The organism is Streptomyces sp. NPDC086080 (assembly GCF_044540255.1).
In the GTDB taxonomy this organism is placed as follows: Bacteria; Actinomycetota; Actinomycetes; order Streptomycetales; family Streptomycetaceae; genus Streptomyces.
In genome coordinates, this window is sequence record NZ_JBITRU010000025.1 from 1 (window position 1) to 19,571 (window position 19,571).

General features: G+C 74.1%; 15 protein-coding genes and 2 pseudogenes. 12 read left to right on the top strand and 5 right to left on the bottom strand.

Annotated features, from left to right (window positions below; genetic code table 11):
* Positions 1 to 130: 130 nt before the first annotated feature.
* The 4 genes from ACIF9R_RS26015 to ACIF9R_RS26030 all read right to left on the bottom strand — a co-directional run bounded on the left by ACIF9R_RS26015 (position 131) and on the right by ACIF9R_RS26030 (position 3,372).
* Positions 131 to 985, bottom strand: coding sequence for an SMP-30/gluconolactonase/LRE family protein (locus ACIF9R_RS26015; protein WP_399984622.1), 855 nt, complete (start codon positions 983 to 985; stop codon positions 131 to 133).
* Positions 982 to 1,755 (bottom strand): IclR family transcriptional regulator, encoded by a 774-nt coding sequence (locus tag ACIF9R_RS26020; protein WP_399984625.1) that lies wholly within the window; start codon positions 1,753 to 1,755, stop codon positions 982 to 984. Before ACIF9R_RS26020 ends, ACIF9R_RS26015 begins: the two co-directional genes overlap by 4 nt.
* A gap of 213 nt (positions 1,756 to 1,968) precedes the next feature.
* A complete protein-coding gene (locus ACIF9R_RS26025) occupies positions 1,969 to 3,216 on the bottom strand; it encodes a helix-turn-helix domain-containing protein (RefSeq protein WP_399984628.1) in 1,248 nt (415 codons plus the stop codon).
* Between the two features lie 3 nt (positions 3,217 to 3,219).
* Positions 3,220 to 3,372 (bottom strand): hypothetical protein, encoded by a 153-nt coding sequence (locus tag ACIF9R_RS26030; protein ID WP_399984631.1) that lies wholly within the window; start codon positions 3,370 to 3,372, stop codon positions 3,220 to 3,222.
* Positions 3,373 to 3,583: 211 nt separating this feature from the next.
* On the opposite strand from ACIF9R_RS26030, the gene ACIF9R_RS26035 reads away from it, so the two are divergent.
* The 10 genes and pseudogenes from ACIF9R_RS26035 to ACIF9R_RS26080 all read left to right on the top strand — a co-directional run bounded on the left by ACIF9R_RS26035 (position 3,584) and on the right by ACIF9R_RS26080 (position 16,063).
* Positions 3,584 to 4,525 (top strand): DUF3068 domain-containing protein, encoded by a 942-nt coding sequence (locus ACIF9R_RS26035; protein WP_399984634.1) that lies wholly within the window; start codon positions 3,584 to 3,586, stop codon positions 4,523 to 4,525.
* 263 nt (positions 4,526 to 4,788) lie between these two features.
* Positions 4,789 to 5,940, top strand: a complete 1,152-nt coding sequence (locus tag ACIF9R_RS26040) for a glycosyltransferase family 4 protein (RefSeq protein WP_399984637.1) — start codon at positions 4,789 to 4,791, stop codon at positions 5,938 to 5,940.
* 5 nt (positions 5,941 to 5,945) lie between these two features.
* A complete protein-coding gene (locus ACIF9R_RS26045; RefSeq protein ID WP_399984870.1) occupies positions 5,946 to 6,710 on the top strand; it encodes a class I SAM-dependent methyltransferase in 765 nt (254 codons plus the stop codon).
* Positions 6,707 to 11,014, top strand: a complete 4,308-nt coding sequence (locus ACIF9R_RS26050; RefSeq protein WP_399984871.1) for an alpha-(1->3)-arabinofuranosyltransferase family protein — start codon at positions 6,707 to 6,709, stop codon at positions 11,012 to 11,014. The genes ACIF9R_RS26045 and ACIF9R_RS26050 overlap by 4 nt, the downstream gene beginning before the upstream one ends.
* Positions 11,011 to 12,297 carry a condensation protein gene (locus tag ACIF9R_RS26055; protein WP_399984640.1) on the top strand — a complete coding sequence of 429 codons (1,287 nt, stop codon included), beginning with the start codon at positions 11,011 to 11,013 and terminating at the stop codon, positions 12,295 to 12,297. Before ACIF9R_RS26050 ends, ACIF9R_RS26055 begins: the two co-directional genes overlap by 4 nt.
* Positions 12,298 to 12,642: 345 nt before the next feature.
* Complete coding sequence (locus ACIF9R_RS26060; RefSeq protein WP_399984643.1) at positions 12,643 to 13,383, top strand: class I SAM-dependent methyltransferase; 741 nt, start codon at positions 12,643 to 12,645, stop codon at positions 13,381 to 13,383.
* A 14-nt stretch (positions 13,384 to 13,397) separates the two neighbouring features.
* The gene (locus ACIF9R_RS26065; protein ID WP_399984646.1) at positions 13,398 to 14,324 is read left to right on the top strand and encodes a hypothetical protein; all 927 of its coding nucleotides are present in this window, start codon (positions 13,398 to 13,400) and stop codon (positions 14,322 to 14,324) included.
* A pseudogene (locus ACIF9R_RS26070) lies at positions 14,321 to 14,536 on the top strand (Trm112 family protein); the annotation flags it as partial. The gene ACIF9R_RS26065 and the pseudogene ACIF9R_RS26070, both read left to right, overlap by 4 nt.
* Before the next feature lie 101 nt (positions 14,537 to 14,637).
* The gene (locus ACIF9R_RS26075) at positions 14,638 to 15,486 is read left to right on the top strand and encodes an FkbM family methyltransferase (protein WP_399984649.1); all 849 of its coding nucleotides are present in this window, start codon (positions 14,638 to 14,640) and stop codon (positions 15,484 to 15,486) included.
* The gene (locus tag ACIF9R_RS26080) at positions 15,440 to 16,063 is read left to right on the top strand and encodes a hypothetical protein (RefSeq protein ID WP_399984652.1); all 624 of its coding nucleotides are present in this window, start codon (positions 15,440 to 15,442) and stop codon (positions 16,061 to 16,063) included. Before ACIF9R_RS26075 ends, ACIF9R_RS26080 begins: the two co-directional genes overlap by 47 nt.
* On the opposite strand, the gene ACIF9R_RS26085 is transcribed toward ACIF9R_RS26080, so the two are convergent.
* The gene (locus ACIF9R_RS26085; RefSeq protein ID WP_399984655.1) at positions 16,044 to 16,916 is read right to left on the bottom strand and encodes a RimK family alpha-L-glutamate ligase; all 873 of its coding nucleotides are present in this window, start codon (positions 16,914 to 16,916) and stop codon (positions 16,044 to 16,046) included. The genes ACIF9R_RS26080 and ACIF9R_RS26085 overlap by 20 nt on opposite strands.
* A 514-nt stretch (positions 16,917 to 17,430) precedes the next feature.
* Between ACIF9R_RS26085 and ACIF9R_RS26090 the strand changes: the two genes are divergently transcribed.
* A complete protein-coding gene (locus ACIF9R_RS26090; RefSeq protein WP_399984658.1) occupies positions 17,431 to 18,885 on the top strand; it encodes an acyl-CoA synthetase in 1,455 nt (484 codons plus the stop codon).
* Positions 18,878 to 19,456: pseudogene (locus ACIF9R_RS26095) on the top strand (carboxyl transferase domain-containing protein); the annotation flags it as partial. The gene ACIF9R_RS26090 and the pseudogene ACIF9R_RS26095, both read left to right, overlap by 8 nt.
* Between the last annotated feature and the right edge of the window lie 115 nt (positions 19,457 to 19,571).

Here is a 19,571-nt window from a genome sequence, read left to right on the forward strand (position 1 = left end):
GGCGCTGCCCCCGGACCCCCGCTCCTCAAACGCCGGAGGGGCTGACTTCAGCCCCTCCGGCGTTTGAGGAGCGGGGTCTGGGGCGGAGCCCCAGGACGGGACGGGAAGGGGCGGCGGGGGCGAGGAGGAGTCAGCCCGCGAACGGGGGCTGGGGGAAGCCCTGGCCCGCCCCCGGGACCACCAGCAGGGACCCCGCCAGGGGGTGCGGGGACGTCAGCCCCACCCGGGCCGTGGTGATGTAGAGATCGGTCAGGGCGGGACCACCGAAAGCGCAGGCCGTGACCCGGGGGACGGGCAACCGGATCTCCCGGTCCAGCTCCCCGGAAGGGGTGTAGCGGCGGACCGCCCCACCGTCCCACAGCGCGACCCACACGCAGCCGTCGGCGTCCACGCACAGCCCGTCGGGAAAGCCCGCACCGTCCTCGAGGTGGACGACCGAGCGGCGGTTGCTGATCCGGCCGTCCGCCTCGCCCACCTCGAAGACGTCGAGGCGGCGGGTCGGCGAGTCGATGTAGTACATCAGCCGCCCGTCGGGGCTCCAGCCGGTGCCGTTGCTCACCGTCACGTCGTCGAGGAGCACCTTGACCGTGCCGTCGCCGGTGACACGGGACAGCGTGCCGCCGCACGGTGCCTCGTCGTAGCGCATCGTGCCGGCGAAGAGACTGCCGTCGGGGGCGACGGCGGCGTCGTTGCCCCGGCGGCCGGGGACGGGCTCGCGGTGCAGCCAGCGGAAGGAGTCGTCGGGGTCGATCAGCCCGATGCCGTCCCGCAGGTTGAGGACGAGGCCGCCGCCCGCGCGGGGCTTGACGGCGCCCACGTGCTGGTCGGTACGGCGGACGGTGCGCCGGCCGGTGGCGGGGTCGTAGGTGTGGACGCGGGAGCCGAGGATGTCGATCCACAGCAGGCGTCCCGTGGCCGGGTCCCAGGTGGGGCCCTCACCGAGCTCCGCCTCCGCGCGGACCGCCACGTCGAATGTGCTCGTCATGCCACGCTCCTGTGGCCCAGCCGCTCGGACAGTTCGGCGGCACCCTTGACGGCGAGCTGCTCCAGCTCGCCCAGCCGCTCGTCGCTCCAGCGGATCATCGGTACGGAGATGGACAGCGCGGCGACCACCTGTCCCGTGCGGTCGCGCACCGGCGCGGCGACGCAGGAGACGTCGGGGTTGGACTCACGGCTCTCCACGGCGACACCCCGGCCACGGATCTCCGCGAGGGTCTCGCGCAGCACGGCCGGGTCGGTGATGCTGTTGGGGGTCATCGCGGTCAGCTCCGCGTCGTCGGGCAGGCGCGCGGCGAGTTCCTGTTCGGGAAGGGAGGCCAGCAGCATCTTGCCGACGGAGGTGCAGTGGGCGGGCAGTCTGCGGCCGGCCGCCGACACCATGCGCACCGCGTGGGTGGAGTCGACCTTGGCTATGTAGATGACGTCGGTGTCCTCCAGTATCGCCACGTGCACCGTCTCGTCGCAGGTCTCGGCGACGCTGCGGGCGACCTGCTGGCCCTCGGCGGCGAGGTCGAGATGTTCGGCGTAGCGGGCACCGAGCTGGTACGGGCGTACCCCGAGCCGGTAACGTCCGGGCTGGCCCGCCACCGGGACGATGTACTTCCGGGCGGCGAGCGTGGTCACCAGTTCGTGGACGGTGGTGCGCGGCAGTTGGAGTCTGCGCACGATGTCCGGGGCGGAGAGTGTCCCGTCCCCGTCGAGGAAGAGCTCGAGAATGTCGAGAGCCCGGGTCACGGCTGGTACGAGGCGTCCCACGACCGGCCCCCTCTCCATATGTCTCAGGCGCCTGAACCTCGTTCGAGATTTCAACAGGCGATCGGCATGACGAACACAGGCTAGTCATAGGCCGCTCGGACGGGCAATGGGGGGAGCTCCTCGGAGCTCCCCCGGATGACCAAGGAAGTGGCGGTGGAACTGGCGGAGGAGGCGCCGGAGGGGCCTCGCCGCCCTGCCGCCCCGCCGCCCGGATCAGGGGCCCGGTGCCGCACCGAGGACGCCGCGCAGCCGCTGCGCGCGCAGGACCAGTTCCAGTTCGAAGCGGCGGTCCGGGTCGTCGATCGCGTCCCCCCACATCTCGCGGATCTGACGGAGACGGTAGCGGACGGTCTGCGGGTGCACGCCCAGCCGGGCCGCGACCTCGGGCGCCCCGCCCCGGGTCTCCAGCCACGCCAGTAACGTCTCCGCGAGGCGCCGCCCGTGCGCGGAACCGCAGTGGGCGAGCGGGGCCAGGCACCGCTGCGCGAGATCCTCGATCAGCTCCTCCGGCTGGAGCAGCACCAGCGCCTCGGTGTGCTCGGTGCAGTGCAGCACCTCACCGGCGGGCAGCAGCCCGCGCCGCATCAGCCGTACGGCCGCCTCCGCCCAGCGCAGCGACTTCGCCGCGTCGGCGACCCGCACGGGCGGTCCGATGGCACCGGACCAGCCGGTGAGCGCGCGGCTGAGCAGTTCGGGGCGGCCGGCCGCGCCCGGTTCGGGCACGACCATACGGGGCTGCTCGTACTCCATGTCGAGCAGCACCCCCTGCCCCACGGCGGGCGCCACCGCCTCCCGCGCCGGGCGCAGCAGCACACCCACCGCGACCTTCGCGGGCAGCGGCCAGCCGATCCGGGCGGCCCGCTCGGCGAGCGCGTCGGCCGCGTCGGCCCGGTGGTGTTCGGCGAGCAGCAGCTCCATCAGCCGGCGTTGCAGCCGCAGCCGTTCCCCGGCCTGGCGGGCGGCGGCCTCGGCGTATCCGCGCACCGACTGGTCGACCAGGCCGTCCAGGTACTCGTATCCGGCGTCGACGAGTTCGTACATGGCGGGTGGCGGGATGTCGATGCGCTGGCCGATCTCGGCGAAGCGGCGCCAGGCGAGGCGGACACCCATGCGGTAGGTCGCCTGGAGCGCGTCCAGCGACCGGCCGCCCCGGCCCTCGCCCCGCCCGAAGTCCTGGAAGACGCCCGGCGGCGGCACGGTGGGCCCGCCCACCGTGTAGTCGGCGTGCGCGACGTGCTGGACGAAGGCCTCGATGGCCCGGCGGATGCCGACCAGGGCGAGGGGGTCGCCGGAGTCGTCGAGGACGACCGGCAGATGCGGGTACTCGCGCTGGATCTCGCTCATGATCTCCTCGGCCAGCGCGGGCGCGTCGGCCAGGGCGATCTCGGCGAACCGGCGGACCTGGTGGCGCGGTACGTCGTGCCAGGCGGAGCGGGCCGTGAGGGTGCGGGGCGCCGTCACCGGTCAACTCCCCTGGCCGGCCTGCTCGTAGGTGATCAAGGGGGTGTTCGGCTGGTCGGGCGTGGCCTCGAGCAGCGCGACGACACCGACCGCGGCGCCCACGGCGAGGGCGGCGGCGAGCGTGACCGTCACAGCGGCGGCAAGCAGTCTGGACATCGCAGGGTCAGCCTCTCAGTCGGGAGTTCCCCACCCCCACGGTGACCGACCACCCGTGTTGCGTATCCCCAGTGTCGACATGACATTGACACTCCGTCAAGGGGCGCCTACGGTTCCCAGCCCATAGGGGTTGGGGAACTCCCGCACGCGCACCTTCCGTACGGCGTCGGCCGCCACGCGCCGCGCCGTCCCAAGCCTCTGGAGTGCCCGGATGCGCCGTACAGCTTCCCCTCTTTCCCTGATCCTGCTGGGTCTCGGCACGTTTCTGCTGGTCCTGGCCCCCCTGTTCGCCTGGTACGTGCAGCCACGTGCCGCGGTGAACCCGGTCGACATCGACACCACCGCCGTCTACACCGGCCGGGGCAGCGTCTTCGACCTGGAGAAGGTCGAGACCGTGCCCGGCCAGAGGATCACCGTCACCCAGCGGGTGCGCGGCAACGTCGAGGAGAGCGAACGCAGCGGGAACGCGGTGTGGGACGTGACGACCTCGGTCGACACGGACAAATCGCTCCCGGCCGCGGACCCGCACGACGCGCTCAGCTTCACCCCGCACCGCTGGGTGCTCGACCGCAGGACCACCGAGCCCGTGCACTGCTGCGAGGCGAAGCCGGACATCCAGGGCGAGGCGTACCTGAAGTTCCCCTTCGACGTGCAGAAACGCTCCTACCAGTGGTGGGACAACACCCTCCGGGACACGGTCGTCATGCGCTACCGGGGCACGGAGCAGGTCCGGGGCTACACGGGTTACCGGTTCACCGGTTCCGTGCCGCCGACCAGGACCGGGACCCGGATGGTGCCGGGCCGCCTCGTCGGCCTGCCCGACCGGCCGCAGGTGCTGGCCGAGGAGTGGTACGCCAACCACGGCGTGGAGCTGATCGTGGACCAGCGCACCGGCCGGGTGCTCTACGCGCAGACCGGCCCCCGGCAGACCCTGCGGGCGCCGGGCGGGGACAAGGACGCGGTGGTGCTGCTGGACGCCGAGAAGGTCTCGTTCACGGCCGAGACGCAGAAGGAGGCCGTGCGGCAGGCCGAGCGGGACAGTGGCCTGCTTCGTCTGGTGGGCGAGACCGTACCGGTCGGGGCCGCTGTGGCGGGATTCGTCCTCGCGGCGATCGGTGCCGCTCTGGTGGCACGCGGGCGAAAGGCCGGTTAAGGACCGATTGAGACCCGTACGCACCGGTAGCCCTTCACCTCACGAAGTGACTCACGAGTAAGAAAAGCCGGAAATTATCACGCCCGTGAGTAGCCGTGGGGAACGACTGGGCGAAAACTGTCCCATCCCCACCCCACCACCGTCCGTCCACACCCCTCACCCAGGAACCCCCTCGGGCCCCCGCAGGAGGCTCGTTCCCACCCCCACCTCACCGCCTCGCGTGCTTCCCCACGCCGAGCTCCCCGAGACGAGTTGGAGCACCGATGCCCCAGCACGTGCCGTCCCCGCTGTACCCCGCGCTCCCCAGCGCGCCGCAGCACACTCCGGCGCTCCCCCCATCGCCGCGCCGGATCGTCTTCCTCGCCCACCGCGACCTGGGCAATCCGTCCGCCGGCGGCTCCGAGCTGCTGGTCGACCGGCTTGCCGACGGCCTGACCCGCAGGGGCCACCAGGTCACCCTGCTGTGCGGAGGCCCCGCGGCCTACCGTGACTACCGGGTGGTGTCGGCGGGCGGGACGTACGGCCACTACCTGCGCGCCCGTTCCGCCTTCGCCCGTCAGGTCGGCGACTGCGACCTGCTGGTCGAGGTGTGCAACGGCATGCCCTATCTGGCGCCCCTGTGGCACCGCGGACCCACGCTGTGCCTGGTCAACCATGTCCACACCGATCTGTGGAAGATGCGCTTCGGCGGCCCGCTGGCCCCGGCCGCGCGGATCGGCCGCAAGCTGGAGCACTGGGCGCTCACCGGCGCCCGGCGGCACGGGCTGGTCGTCGCCGTGTCGCCGTCCACCGCCCACGCCCTGCGCGGCATCGGCGTACCGCGCGAGCGGATACGGGTGGTGCACAACGGTGTGGCGGAGCCCGGACCGCGCGCCGAACGGTCGCCGGAACCGCTGTTCCTGGCGGTGGGCCGGCTCGTCGAGTACAAGCGGATCGATCTGCTGCTGCGGCTCTGGGAGCGGGTGCGGCCGGTCACCGGCGGCCGGCTGGTGATCGTCGGCGACGGTCCCGAACGGGAGCGGCTGGAACGGCTCGCGGGACCGGGAGTCCGGTTCACCGGGCATGTCTCCGAGGCGGAGAAGCACCGGCTGCTGTGTGCGGCGTGGCTGCTGCTGCATCCCTCCGCCGTGGAGGGCTGGGGGCTCGTCGTCACCGAGGCGGCGGCCCGGCAGACTCCGGCGGTCGCCTTCGACGTGCCCGGCCTGCGGGATTCCGTACGGGACGGGGAGACGGGGGTGCTGGCCCGGGGCGAGTCCTCGTTCGCGGCGGCCTGGATGTCGCTGGCCCTCGCCGAGGAACGGCGGGAGTCGATGGGCAAGGCCGCGGTGGAGCATGCCGCCGGCTTCCGGTGGGAGCGCACGGTGCGGCAGTTCCGTGCGGTCGCCCGTGAGGCGGTCCGGGGTTTCGCGTCGTGACGCGGATGCGCCGTGCGGGCACGGTCGCTGACCGGCCCGGAGTCCTCAAGGATCCGTCACTTCGGCGGTCGCTCGCCCTCTTCCGTGCCTTTCTGCGGGAGCAGGAGGCACCCGACGCCTGCTACTCGCTCCTCGCCCGGGACGCCGCCGATCAGGTCGAGGCGTACGGCGGGCCCGTGGCCGGGCGGGTGGTCGTGGATGTCGGCGGCGGCAGCGGGTACTTCACCGACGAGTTCCGCCGGCGGGGAGCCCTCGCCTGGCTCTTCGAGCCCGACGTCCGTGAACTGGGCGAGAAGCCTCCCGAGGGGACCGTCGTCGCCGACGGTTATCTGCTGCCGCTGGCCGACGGGGCCGCGGACGTCACCTTCTCCTCCAATGTGCTGGAGCACGTGGCCGATCCGCAGACCTTTCTCAGCGAGCTGGCGCGGGTGACGCGGCCCGGCGGGCTGATCTATGTGTCGTTCACCAACTGGCTCTCCCCGTGGGGCGGTCACGAGTGGGCGCCCTGGCACTACCTCGGCGCCGAGCGGGCCCGCGCCCGCTACCTGCGCCGCACCGGCAGGCCCGCCAAGCACACGCTCGGCGAGAACCTCTTCCCGGTGCACATCGGCACCACCCTGCGGCAGGTGCGGGCCCGCGACGACGTACGGATCGTGTCGGCGCGCTCCCGCTACTGGCCGTTCCTCACGCGGACCGTGGTGAAGGTGCCCGGTCTGCGCGAGTTCGCCACCTGGAATCTCCTCCTCATCCTCCGGCGGTGTCCCGAATGACGACCATGGTCCAGGCGCCGCCTCCGGCGGCGGTTCCCACCCACGGGGCCACCGCAGGCCCCCCGGAGGGCCCGCGGTCGCGCCGCTGGCTGCTCGGCTTCTGGGCGGTGGTGTTCGTCCTGTTCCTGGCGGTGCAGCCGGGCCGGCAGACCTTCGACACCAAGCTCGGCGTCACCGTCGACCCAGGACGGTTCCTCTCGGACCTGGGCCAGTTGTGGCACAACCGGGGTTCGTTCGGCGGGATCTCCGACCAGTACATCGGCTATGTGTGGCCCATGCTGCCGTACTACTGGCTGGCCGACCTGGCGCAGGTGCCGGTCTGGCTGGCGGAGCGGCTGTGGATGTCGCTGATCGTGTCGGTGGCGTTCTGGGGCGCGCTGCGGCTGGCGGAGCGGCTGCGCGTGGGCAGCGGGGCGTCCCGGCTGCTCGCGGCGGCCGCGTACGCGCTATGGCCGGTGTTCACGGCGGTCGTCGGTTCGACGTCGGCCGCCGCGCTGCCGGGCGCGCTGCTGCCGTGGGTGCTGCTGCCGCTGACGGACGAGCGGTACACGGCCCGGGTCGCGGCGCTGCGTTCGGCGCTGCTCGTGCCGTTCATGGGCGGGGTCAACGCGGCCTCGACGCTGGCGTCCCTGCTGCCGGTCGGCCTGTATCTGCTCTCCCGCCCCCCGGGGCCGCGGCAGCGCCGGCTGATCGCCTGGTGGGCACCGGCAGTGATCGTGGCGACGGCGTGGTGGTGGATTCCGCTGCTGCTGCTCGGGGCCCACGGGGAGAACTTCCTGCCCTATATCGAGACGTCGCGGACCACCACCGACACGATGGCGGCGACCGAGGCGCTGCGCGGCGCCGGCAACTGGGTGGCGAATCTGCACTTCGGCGAGGCGTGGCTGCCGGCCGGCTGGACCGTGGCGTCGTCCGCGGTCGTGATCGTCTGCTCGGCGCTCGCGGCGGGGCTGGGTCTTGCAGGGCTGGCCCGGCGGGACATGCCGGAGCGGCGCTGGCTGGTGCTCACCGTGCTGGTGGCGGTGCTGGTGCTGCTGGCCGGCTACGGGGGCGCGGCCGGCGGCCCGTTCCACTCGGTGGTGCAGGGCTGGCTGGACGGCTGGCTGGCGCCGTTCCGCAACATCTACAAGTTCCAGACCGGCCTGGCGCTGGCGTTCGTCCTCGGCCTCGCGCATGTGGTCGGCGTGTCCGCGCAGGTGCGCGGGTCCCGCCGGATCCGGGGCCGGCGGTTCGCGCCGCTGGTCGCGGCGGTCCTGGTGCTGCCGGGACTGATGTGGCCGTACCTCAACGGATCGATCCTCGCGGCGGGTTCGTTCCAGCGGATTCCCGCGTACTGGCAGGCGACGGCCGACTGGCTGGAGGAGAACTCCCCCGACTCGCGCGCCCTGGTCGTCCCGGCGACCGCGCACGGGATCCACACCTGGGGTTCCACCATCGACCAGCCGCTGGACGTGGTCGCCGACTCCCGCTGGGCGCAACGCGATTACGTGCCGTTCGGTACCGCCGGCAACCGGCGCGCCATGGACGCGGTGGAGCAGGCGCTGCTCACCGGCGGCGAAGTGCCGGGGCTGGCCGACTACTTGAGCCGGGCGGGCGTCTTCTACGTGGTCGTCCGCAATGACCTCGACCCCGACCGGGTCGGCCAGGTTCCGACCTCGATCGTCAAACGCACCCTGGAGCAGTCCGGGTACGAGCGGGCCGAGGGCCTCGGTCCTGTGATGACCGGCGGGGTGATCGCGCCCGGCACCCCGCTCCAGGTGGAGGGCCTGTATCCGCGGCAGCGGGCGGTGGAGATCTACCGTCCGGCGGGTGCGGACGTCCCGCGTCCGGGGCAGGCGCGGCTGCTGCCGGTCGCCGACACCGCCGTGGTGTCCGGCGGTCCCGAGGCGCTGCTGCCGCTGGCGGACCGGCTGCGGGGCCGGGCGGCCGTGCTGACCGGGGACGAGCACCCGGGGCTCGGCACACCGCCGGTGCAGGTGGTCGGTGACGGGCTGCGGCGAGCGGACACCCGGTTCGGGCTGGTCAACGCCAACACGTCGTACACGTACACCGCTGACGAGCGCAACGCTCCGGACGCCGCCCAGGACGCGGGTGAGTCACCGCGCCAGATCCTGCCGACCGAAGGGCGGGCCCATCAGACGGTCGCCGAACTGCGCGGCGCCGACTCGGTGACGGCCTCCTCCTACGGCAACTGGCTGTTCCATCTGCCGCAGTACGACCCGGTGCACGCCTTCGACGGCGATCCGGGGACCGCGTGGGTGGAGGGCGCGGAGGGCTCCCCGAACGGTCAGTGGCTGCGCATCGGCTTCGACAGGGCCTACGACATGCCGGACTCCATCGGCCTCACCCCGCTTCCCCAGGAGGGTGTGCGGGCGGCGGCGACCCGGGTACGGGTGGAGACGGAGAACGGGTCCGTGACGGGCTTCCTCCGGGCCAACGGCACCGCGCAGCGGATCGAGGCACCGGCGGGGTCCACGCAGTGGATGAAGCTGACGATCGTCGACTCGACGGCCGAGCGGCCCGGCCTCACCGGCGCGGGATTCTCCGAGGTCGACCTGCCCGGCGTACGGGTGACGCGGCTGCTGCGGCTGCCCGGTGACGCCGAGAAGTCCACCGCCACCGCGCGGATCATCTCCCTGCACCGTGCCGCCGACCCCACCGGGCTGTCCCTCGCGTCCGGCGAGACGGGACTGCGCCGCCGCTTCGACACCCCGGCGGCGGGGCCGTACGAGGTGGCGGCGAGCGCGGTGGCCGTGCCCGGCGAGGCACTGGACCGGCTGCTGTACGAGGTGGCTCCCGAGCAGCAGAGGCGGATCACCGCCACCGCCGACTCCACGGCACGGCTCGGTGCGGGACTGTCCGCGCGCAACCTCACCGACGGTGATCTGACCACCGCGTGGATCGCGGGCGGCCGGCCGACCGTCCATCTGAGCTGGCCCGAAAAGAAGCCGGTCGGCGAACTGGTGCTGGCCCCGGCCGGCGGGCTGTCCTCGCGGGCCGCCGAGGTGCACATCAGCTCCCCGGACGGCGCGGTGATCGCCGGTGTCGACGACAACGGCTGGGTGCGCTTCCCGCCGATCACCACCGACCGCCTCGACATCACGGTCACCCGCACCGCCCCGCTCACCCTGCACAACCCGGCGGTCGGCGAGGACATGCAACTGCCGGTGGGACTGACCGAGGCGTACCTTCCCGCCCTCGACGAGTACCGCACCCCGCAGCCGCACGAGACGCGGGAGTTCTCCCTGGCGTGCGGCAAGGGACCGGTGCTGACGGTGGACGGCACGCGGTACCTGACGAGCGTGCGCGGGACCGTACGGGATCTGGTGGAGCGGCGGCCCGTCGAGGTGACGCTGTGCCAGGGCGCGGGCGACAACCCCGCGCTGGAGCTGTCGCGGGGAACGCACCGGGTGGAGGGCGACGACGCGGGCCCGCTGGTGCTGACGGACGTGACCCTGACGCACGGGACCGTGCCGGAGGCATCGGCCGCCGCGCGTGAGCTGTCGATACGGGACTGGCTGGGCGACCGCCGCGAGGTGGCCGTCGGCCCGGGAGCCGCCTCGTACCTCACGATGCACGAGAACCACAACGACGGCTGGAAGGCCACGCTGAACGGCGAGGAGCTGACGCCGCTGCGGCTGGACGGCTGGCAGCAGGGCTGGCGGGTCCCGGCGGGCGAGGGCGGGACCGTGAAGCTGTCCTACACGCCGGCGACCACGTACGACGCGGGGCTGATCGGCAGCGGGGCGGGGATCGCGGTGCTGATCGGTCTGGTGCTGTGGCGCCGCAGGGCCGCCAACCCCGACGCGCCGCAGCCGGCGCCCCCGGCACCCGGGGTGTGGCTCGGCACGGTGGCGCTGACCCTGGTCGGCGTGGTGATCGCGGGCTGGTGGGCGCTGCTGGTACCGGCCCTGGCGCTGCTCGCGCGGCACCGGCCCGCGCTGCTGGTGCCGATCGCGTTCGCCGGGCTCGCGGGAGCGGGCGTCACGGCGGCGATCGGCGCGGGCGAGCCGGTGGGCACGGGCACCGGAGCGTTCGGTCATGTGGCCCAACTGCTGGCGCTGACGGGCTTGTTCGCGGGCCTGGTGAGCCTCGGTGGGCCGCGGTGGCGGGAGCGGGAGCCGGAGCCGGACGGCGGACATCCGGACGAGGGTCCGGCCGGCACGGCGGTCCTGCCCCCGGTCCCGGCGCCCGCCGCCGGACCGGCTGCGGCACCACCACCGCCGCCCTCCGCCTCCCGGGTGCGTCCGTTCGTGCCACCGCCCCCGCCGCGGGGCGGCCCGGGGAAGGGCGGGGCCGTATGAGCGCACCCCCGCGCATCCCGTTCCCCGTCGTCGACGAGGTGTCCCGGCACTGCGTCCAGGAGCGGGAACCGGAGACGGTGCACATCGAGGTGCACCTCCCCGGTGACCTGGATCCCGGCCGTATCCGCACGGCGTTCACCGAGGCGCTGCGACGGCACCCGCGGATCCTGGTGCGGGAGGCCCGGGGCGCCTGGTACCGGCGCCGCTACGAGTGGGAGGTGACCGACGGTCCGGACGTGGAGGTAGTGAGCTTCCCGGCGCCGGGGCGGGACGCCCTGCGGGACGCCCGCACCCGGGCGCTCACCCAGGCGCCCCCGCTGACCGCGTCCCCGCCGGTCCGGCTGGAGGTGGTGGAGGTGGGGGGCCGCGCGGACGCCGCCACCCGCCAGGGGACCCGGACCGTGCTGCTCCTCACCGTCAACCACACCGCTCTGGACGGACCCGCCTGCCTCCGGGTGCTGGCCACCGCCGCCGAGCTCTACGGCGGCCGGGACAACGCCCCGGCCGCCCCGCCCGTACGGCCCCCGGGGACACCCGAGGGCCCGCCGGACACCCCCTCCCCCTGGGCCCCGCCGGCCCGGGTGGCGCCGGGCACGCCCGAGCCGGCGCCGGGCAACGGCCTGCTCGTCACCGAGCTGGCGCTGCCGCACCGGCCCAAGGGCTCCCCGTACACCGTCAACGACCAGCTCATGGTCGCCACCGCGCTGACCGTCGTCCACTGGAACCGGGAGCACGGCGCCGCGCGCCGCCCGCTGCGCATCACCATGCCGGTCGACGACCGTCCCCGGGACACCACGATGCCCATCGGCAACGGCACCCGGCTGGTCGACGTGCCGTTCGCACCGGAGGAGCTGGACCCCGGGGCCATGCCGGAACTGCTGCGCCGCACCGCCCGGCGGACCCGTGCGCTGAAGTCGCTCCCCCGCCCGCAGCTCGGCCACGGCGCCGCCCTGCTCACCGCCCCCTGGGCCCCGGTCGCCTGCCGTGCCGCGCTCACCCGGGGCCTGCGCAGGGCGGCGGCGCCCTGGACGTCGACCACGCTGCTCAGCAACATCGGCCGTATCCCGTATCCGCTGGACTTCGGGGAGGAGGCGGGCCGGGCGCACGCCGTGTGGTTCTCGGCGCCGGCCCGGATGCCCCGCGGCCTCACCGTCACCACGGCCTCCACCGCGGGCCGGCTGCATCTGGCCCTGCGGTGGTCGCGCACCCTGCTCGGCCCCGAGGACGGGAGCCGTCTGCGCGAGCTCTTCGCGCACTATCTGCACACCACGGAGGCGACCTGATTGAATCCTCCCCCCAGCTGGAGCAGGGGGATTCCTGGCTCACGCCGCCTGCGGGTCAGCGACCCGACAGGTCTTCCACGATCAGCACCAGCCGGGTTGAAACCAGCCCGGGGTCATACAGCAAAGCTCGGAGGTGCATGTGCTGTCCTGGTTCTCGATCAGCACGACGTACGCGCTTGGTTCTCGCAACGTACGGCGTGCAGTTCACCCGGCCGGGTGGGCGGTCTTTCGCCCTGACGGCGAAACCCCGTTTCCTGCCCCGCTTCGCAGGGGTCCGATTCTCCCCCGCAAGCGGGAGGTACCCCCACCCCGGCCTGAAGGCCGGGGCATCCTCGGGGGAGCCAGGTGACGACCACCGCTCCCCGGCCCCCCGGACTGCGCGACTTCTACGAGAACCCCGCCGTGCCCGTCGCCTCGGGCCCCTCCCGCAGCCGCCGCCAGGCCCGGATGCTGGCCCGCGCGCTCGGCCCGGCCTCCGCCGGGGGCGGCCCGCGGACGGTCCTCGACATCGGCTGCGGCGACGGCACAGCGGCCGCCACCGCCGCGCCCTTCCTGCGCGGACACCGGCTGGTCGGCGTCGACTGGTCCCAGGACGCCCTGGCCCGCGCCCGCACCCGGCTGCCGTACGCGGTACGCGGCGAACTCGGCGGCGGCGGGCTGCCGTTCGCCTCCGGGTCGGCGGACGCGGTCCTGTTCAGTGAGGTGATCGAGCATCTCGTCGACCCGGACGCGGCACTCGACGAGCTCCGCCGGGTGCTCCGTCCCGGGGGCCATCTGATGCTGTCCACACCCAATCTCGCCGCCTGGTACAACCGGGTGCTGCTGCTGGCCGGGGTGCAGCCGGTGTTCTCCGAGGTCAGCATGCGCGGTATCCACGGGCGGCCGGGGTCGGAGGTGGTGGGTCATCTGCGGCTGTACACGGCCCGGGCGCTCCGGGAGTTCGTCGCCGCGTCGGGCTTCACCGTCGTCCGCCTCGAAGGCGCCCCCTTCCACGGCGTACCGCGTCCGCTGCGTCCGCTGGACCGGCTGGCCTGCGCCAGAGCGCCGCTCGCGTCGATCCTGCTGCTGCACGCGCGGCGGAACTGAAGGGGCGGGGGAGCATGTGGTGGGGAGTGGCCGCCGCCCTGTTGGCGAACGTCCTGTACAGCGGCGGGTTCGTCCTGGAGAAGCGGGCACTCGCGAGCCTGCCCGAGGTGTCGATCCGCCGGCCGGCGCGCCTGCTGCGGCTGGTGCTGGGCAGCCCGCTGTGGATCGGCGGCTCGCTGGCTCTCGCGGCCGGGTTCGCCGCCCAGCTCGCGGTGTACCGCACCCTGCCGATCGCCGCCGCGCAGGGCATCTTCGTCTCCGGTCTGGTGCTGCTCGTGCTGCTGTCGGCCCGGCTGCTGGGCGAGGAGACCAGCGGCCGCGAACGGTACGCGCTGGGCGCCATCCTCCTCGCCCTGCTGATGGTGGTGCTGTCGCTGCGGGAGGGCGGCGCGGGCGCCGACACCGTGGGCCACCACGCGCCGTCCTCGCTGATCCTGCTGGTGTGCGTGCCGGCCCTGGCCGCCGGGGTGTGGCTCTACGGCTCCGCCGAGCGCAACGCCCGCCACCGGCACCGGCGGCCCACGACGGGTGTCGAGTACGGCGTGGCCGTCGGTCTGCTGTACGGAGTCAGCTCGCTCGCCATCAAGGGGGTGTCGGGCCACCTGACGGCCGACGGTGCCGGCGGCGCCCTCGTCGGCCTGCTGCGGTCCCCGTATCCGTATCTGCTGCTGTTCACCGGTGTGTTCGGGCTGGTGATGTCGCAGGCGGCACTCCAGCGTTGCCGGGCCTCGCTGATCGTGCCGGTCTGCACGACCGTGACCTGTCTGTTCACGGCGGTGCTCGGCACGCTGTCGTTCGGTGAGCAACTGCCGGACGAGCCCCTGCGGCTGGCCCTGCGCGTCATGGGCACGGTGCTCGCCGTCGCCGTGCTGCTGGCCATGCCCAAGCACGACACCGCCCCACAACCGCCCGTTCAGGTCAAGGAGTTGACGCCACCGTGAAACCCGACGATCCGCTGCTGAGGATTCTGGCCTGTCCGCTCGACAAGGGACCGCTGCGGCTGCTCACCCGGGACGACGAGGAGGACGCGGCGCTGTACAACCCGCGTCTGCGGCGCCGCTATCCGATCGTCGACGGCATCCCGCAACTGCTGCCGTCGTCCGGGGAGCAGGTGTCGGAGAAGGAGCACGAGGAGTTGCTGGCAAGGCTGGCCGAGGAGGACGTGGACGACGCGCACGACGCGGACGACCACTCCGACGCCGGTTCCCACCCCGGCACCGATACCGGCACCGAGAGCCCGGAGGCGACGACGCCATGACGGCACACCGCACCCTCGCGGCCCGGGTCGCGGGGTTCCTGCCCACCCGTCTGGTGGCCGCGACGGCCCGAGCGGTCTACCCGCGCTACGAGCCCGAGCTGGCCCGCCTCGCCGACCTGTGCCCGCCGGACTGCGACACGGCCGTGGACATCGGCGGCTGGTACGGCCCCTGGACCCACCGGCTGGCGCGCCGCGCCCGCCGGGTGGTGACCCTGGAACCGGTCCCCCACCTGGCCCGGCTGCTCACCGCCACCGCCCCGCCGAACGTCCGGGTGATCCGCGCGGCGGCCTCGGACCGGCCCGGCACCGCCCGCCTGTGGCTGCCGCCGCACGACGGTGGTGACCAGGGCGTGTCGTCGCTGATCCGCCGGGACATCCACGGCCACGCCCTCGACGTCACCTGCGTCACCCTGGACGAACTCGGCCTGCGGGACGTCGGATTCATCAAGATCGACGTGGACGGCAACGAGTCGGCGGTGCTGCGCGGCGCCACCGGGATCCTGTCCCGCGACCGCCCGGCCCTGTTCGTGGAGCTGGAGTCCCGGATCCAGCCGATCGCGCCGGTGGTGACGTATCTGTCCATGCTGGGCTACGACGGCTGGGTGCTGCCCGACCGGGCCTGGATCCCGCTGTCCCGCTTCCCGCTGGAGTCCCACCAGCGGCGCAACGCGTACGTCGTCACCCACGGCCTGCTGCGCCGGGTACTGCCCCATGACGCGCTCCGGGGCCCGCGCTACATCAACTCCGTGCTGTTCCTCCCGGACGGCCGCCGTCCCGGGGAACCCCCGGTGGGCGACGATGGTTCCCGTGCCCACCGGACAACGCCCCGCCAAGGGAATCCCTAGCCCGTTCACGCCGCGCGACTTCCAGCTCGTGCTGCTGCGCCGTATGGCCGATCACAACCCCGGCCCGGCGGAGGACGCCCGGCGCGAGCTGGGCGCCTCCCTCGCGGACCAGCGCGAGGCCAACAGGCGCTGGCAGGCCATGGTCCGCTCGCCACGCTCCCGCTCCGCCCTCTCGCGGTACCGGTCCGTGCTCGGTGAGCCGGAGTCGCGCACCCCGCGCAGGATCGGCGACCTGGACTGCGAGGCGTGGCAGTGGCCGCTTCCGCTCTGGCCCGCCCTGCGCTTCGAGGTGCTGACCCCGGCGGCGGGCGGCGCGGTGTGGAACGCGTGGCTGGTGCGCGCGCCGGGCGCCGAACCGCCCGCCCTGCGCACGGTGGAGGACCTCACCCCCTGGTCCTGCACGGTGGACGAGGCCGCCCGCGCCTTCGCACCCGCCCGCCCTCTGGAGGGCACCGCCCCCACCCGGTGGGGGCTCGCCTTCACCGCCCCGGACGCGGCCGGGGTGCGGCGCGAGGTGGTCGCGGAGTTCACGTGGGGGCTGCTGCAGCGTACGGCGGTCAGCGGCCCGCGGCCTTGAGGATCTCGTCGACCACGCGCGGCACCGACTCCGGGTGCAGCCACAGGAACAGGTTCGGTTCGACGAGTTCCAGCTCCATCACCTGCGGGCTGCCGTCCTCCCCGTCCACGAGGTCGACCCGCGCGTACAGCAGTTCGGGCCTGCCCGGCACGGAGGCCAGCGCCTTCCGGGCGGTGGCGGTGTCGACGAGGGTCGGGGTCCAGTCGGTCAGCCCGGGGTGGGCGACCTTGCGCCGGTCGTAGGGCGTACCGGGGGCGAGGACGGGCCCCTTGCGGCTCACGTGCAGCAGGTTCCCCCCGAAGAACTGCATCGCCCGCTCACCGGCGGTGTCGATGCCGCGCACATAGGGCTGCACCATCGCGGTGAACCCCTCGGCGTGCAGGCGCCGCAGGTGCCGTACGGCCGTGTCGTGCTCGTCGGGCGTGTAGCGGGCGGCGAACCGGGCGCCGGCGCCGGACGAGGGCTTGACGACGTACTCGTGGTCGTCGGGGAGGTCGAGCGGGTCGCCCGCCCCGATGTACCGGGTGTCCACCACCGGCACGCCGGCGGCGGCGAGATCGCCGAGGTAGCGCTTGTCGGCGTTCCACCGCACCACGTCCGCCGGATTGGCCAGCCGGGTCACCGCGGCGCACCGCTCGGCCCACGCGGTGAACTCCGCCGCCCGCCAGCTGTAGTCCCAGGTCGAGCGGATCACGACGAGATCGAAGCCCGCCCAGTCCACCTCGCCGTCGTCCCACACCTCGGCGGACGCCTCGGCCCCGGCCTCCTCCAGCGCCCGGACCAGCCCCGGGAGATCCCGGTCCTCGGCGATGCCGGGGCCGGGTGCGCAGGTCACGAGCGCGATACGGGGCACGGCGACTCACTCCTCATACGAACAACTGACCGACCGGCAGGCTAACAGCCCCGCCTCCCGGAGCACCGGCCCCGCGGCCCAGCCGTATCCCCCTGCCTCCGACACCGCTTCCGCCCTCCCACCACTCCCGCGGGCACCCGCACCGCCGGGGCGCCCCCCGCTCCACGTAAGCCCTCCGCCCTCCGCAGGCACCCGCGCCGCTCCCGCGGGTCCCCGCCCTCCGCAGGCACCCGCACCGCTGGGGCGGCACGGGTGGCGCGACGGCATCCCCGCCCCCGCCTCCGCCTCCGCGGGCAGTCGTGCCGCTGGGGCGGCACGGGTGGGCGCGACGGCACCCCCGCAAACGCCGGGCAGCGCAACCACCCCCCGGCCCACCCCAACCCCGGCCGGCCATCCGCCCACGCACACCCGCACCCGCACCCGCACCCGCACCAAGCCCCGCGCACGCGTAGGGCACCCTGGACCCCCGGGTACCGACCGTCCTCGAACACCAGCGAGCCAAGGAGTACGACGCGTGTCCTCTCTCTTTCCCGCCCTGACCGACGCCCCGCCCGCCACCGACCGGCCCGCCCTCCGCTTCGGCGAGCACTCCCTCACGTACGCGGAACTCGCCGCCGCGGCCGGCGCGGTCGCCGAGGGCCTGGGACGGGCGCGCCGGGTCGCCGTCTGGGCCACGCCGACCATGGAAACCGCCGTCGCGGTCACCGCGGCGCTGCTCACCGGGATGGCCGTCGTGCCGCTCAACCCGAAGTCGGGCGAGAAGGAACTCGGACACATCCTGACCGACAGCGCCCCGGACCTGCTGCTCACCGCCCCCGGCGCACCGCTTCCCGCGCCACTGTCCGGTCTGCCCCGCGTCGACGTGGACCCGGCGGCGAGAGGCGCGCTCCCCGACGACCGCGCGCGGAACCCGGAGGACCCCGCCCTGATCGTCTACACCTCCGGCACCACCGGCCCGCCCAAGGGCGCCGTCATCCCCCGCCGCGCGATCGCCACCACCCTGGACGCCCTCGCCGACGCCTGGCAGTGGACCGGCGACGACGTCCTGGTGCACGGGCTTCCGCTCTTCCATGTGCACGGCCTCGTCCTCGGCACGCTCGGCCCGCTGCGCCGCGGCGGCTCCGTGCGCCACCTCGGCAGGTTCACCACCGAGGGCGTGGCGCGCGAGCTGAACGGCGGCGCGACCATGCTGTTCGGCGTGCCGACCATGTACCACCGGGTGGCGGAGGCGCTGCCCACCGAGCCCGAGCTGGCCAAGGCGCTGGCCGGGGCACGGCTGCTGGTGTCGGGTTCCGCCGCGCTGCCCGTGCACGACCACGAGCGGATCGCGGCGGCGACCGGGCGGCGGGTCGTCGAGCGGTACGGCATGACGGAGACGCTGATGAACACCAGTGTCCGCGCGGACGGTGAGGCCCGCCCCGGCACGGTGGGCGTGCCGCTGCCGGGGGTGGAGCTGCGGCTGGTGGAGGAGGACGGGTCGCCGGTGGCGTCGTACGACGGTGAGACGGTCGGTGAGATCCAGGTGCGCGGGCCGAACCTGTTCACCGAGTACCTGGGCAGGCCGGACGCCACGGCCGCCGCGTTCACCGCCGACGGCTGGTTCCGTACCGGGGACATGGCGGTGCGCGACCCCGACGGCTATGTCCGCATCGTCGGCCGCAAGGCCACCGACCTGATCAAGAGCGGCGGCTACAAGATCGGCGCGGGTGAGATCGAGAACGCGCTGCTGGAGCATCCGGGGGTCCGGGAGGCGGCGGTGACCGGGGAGCCGGACGCCGATCTGGGTGAGCGGATCGTGGCATGGGTGGTGCCGGTGGATCCGCAGTCCCCGCCCGGGCTCGGAGAGTTGGCCGACCATGTCGCCGGGCGCCTCGCGCCGCACAAGCGGCCGCGTGTCGTCCACCATCTCGAGGTCCTGCCCCGCAACGACATGGGCAAGATCATGAAGCGGGCGCTGACGCGTGACTGACCGTCTCTCCGCCCGCGAGGCCGTTGCCGCCGTCGCCGACGAGTTCGACGAGTTCACCGACCCTCCTCACTTCATACGGGAGTCCGCCCCGGACGGTCCACTCGGCTGGCCCGGTTACGACGCCACCCGCGCCCGCGCCGCCGAGCGCACCGGTGAGCGGGAGTCGGTGATCTGCGGCACGGCACGGATCGAGGGCACCGAGGCGGTCGTCGTCGCGTTCGAGTTCGGCTTCCTCGGCGGCTCCCTCGGTGAACGCACCGGTGACCGTCTGGAGGCGGCGTACGTCCATGCCCGCGCGCACCGGCTGCCCGTGGTGCCGCTGATCGCCACCGGCGGCAGCCGGATGCAGGAGGGCATGCTCGCGCTCACCCAGCTCCAGCGGGTGGCCCGGGAGTCGGCACTGACCCGAGCGGCCGGGCTGCCGCAGATCGCGGTGCTGCGGGACCCGACGACCGGTGGCGGCTGGGCCACGCTGGGGGCGGGCGCCGACGTCGTCCGGCGACGGCCGACCGCGGGAGCCCGGGGCTGCCGTCGCCGTCGTCGGTGGGGCGGCGTCCGGCCGTCGGACTCAGCCGGGGGGGGGGGGGGGGGCCGGCGGGGGGGGGGGGGGGGGGGGGGGGGGGGGGGGGGGGGGGGGGGGGGGGGGGGGGGGGGGGGGGGGGGGCGGGGGGCCCCGGGGCCGGGGG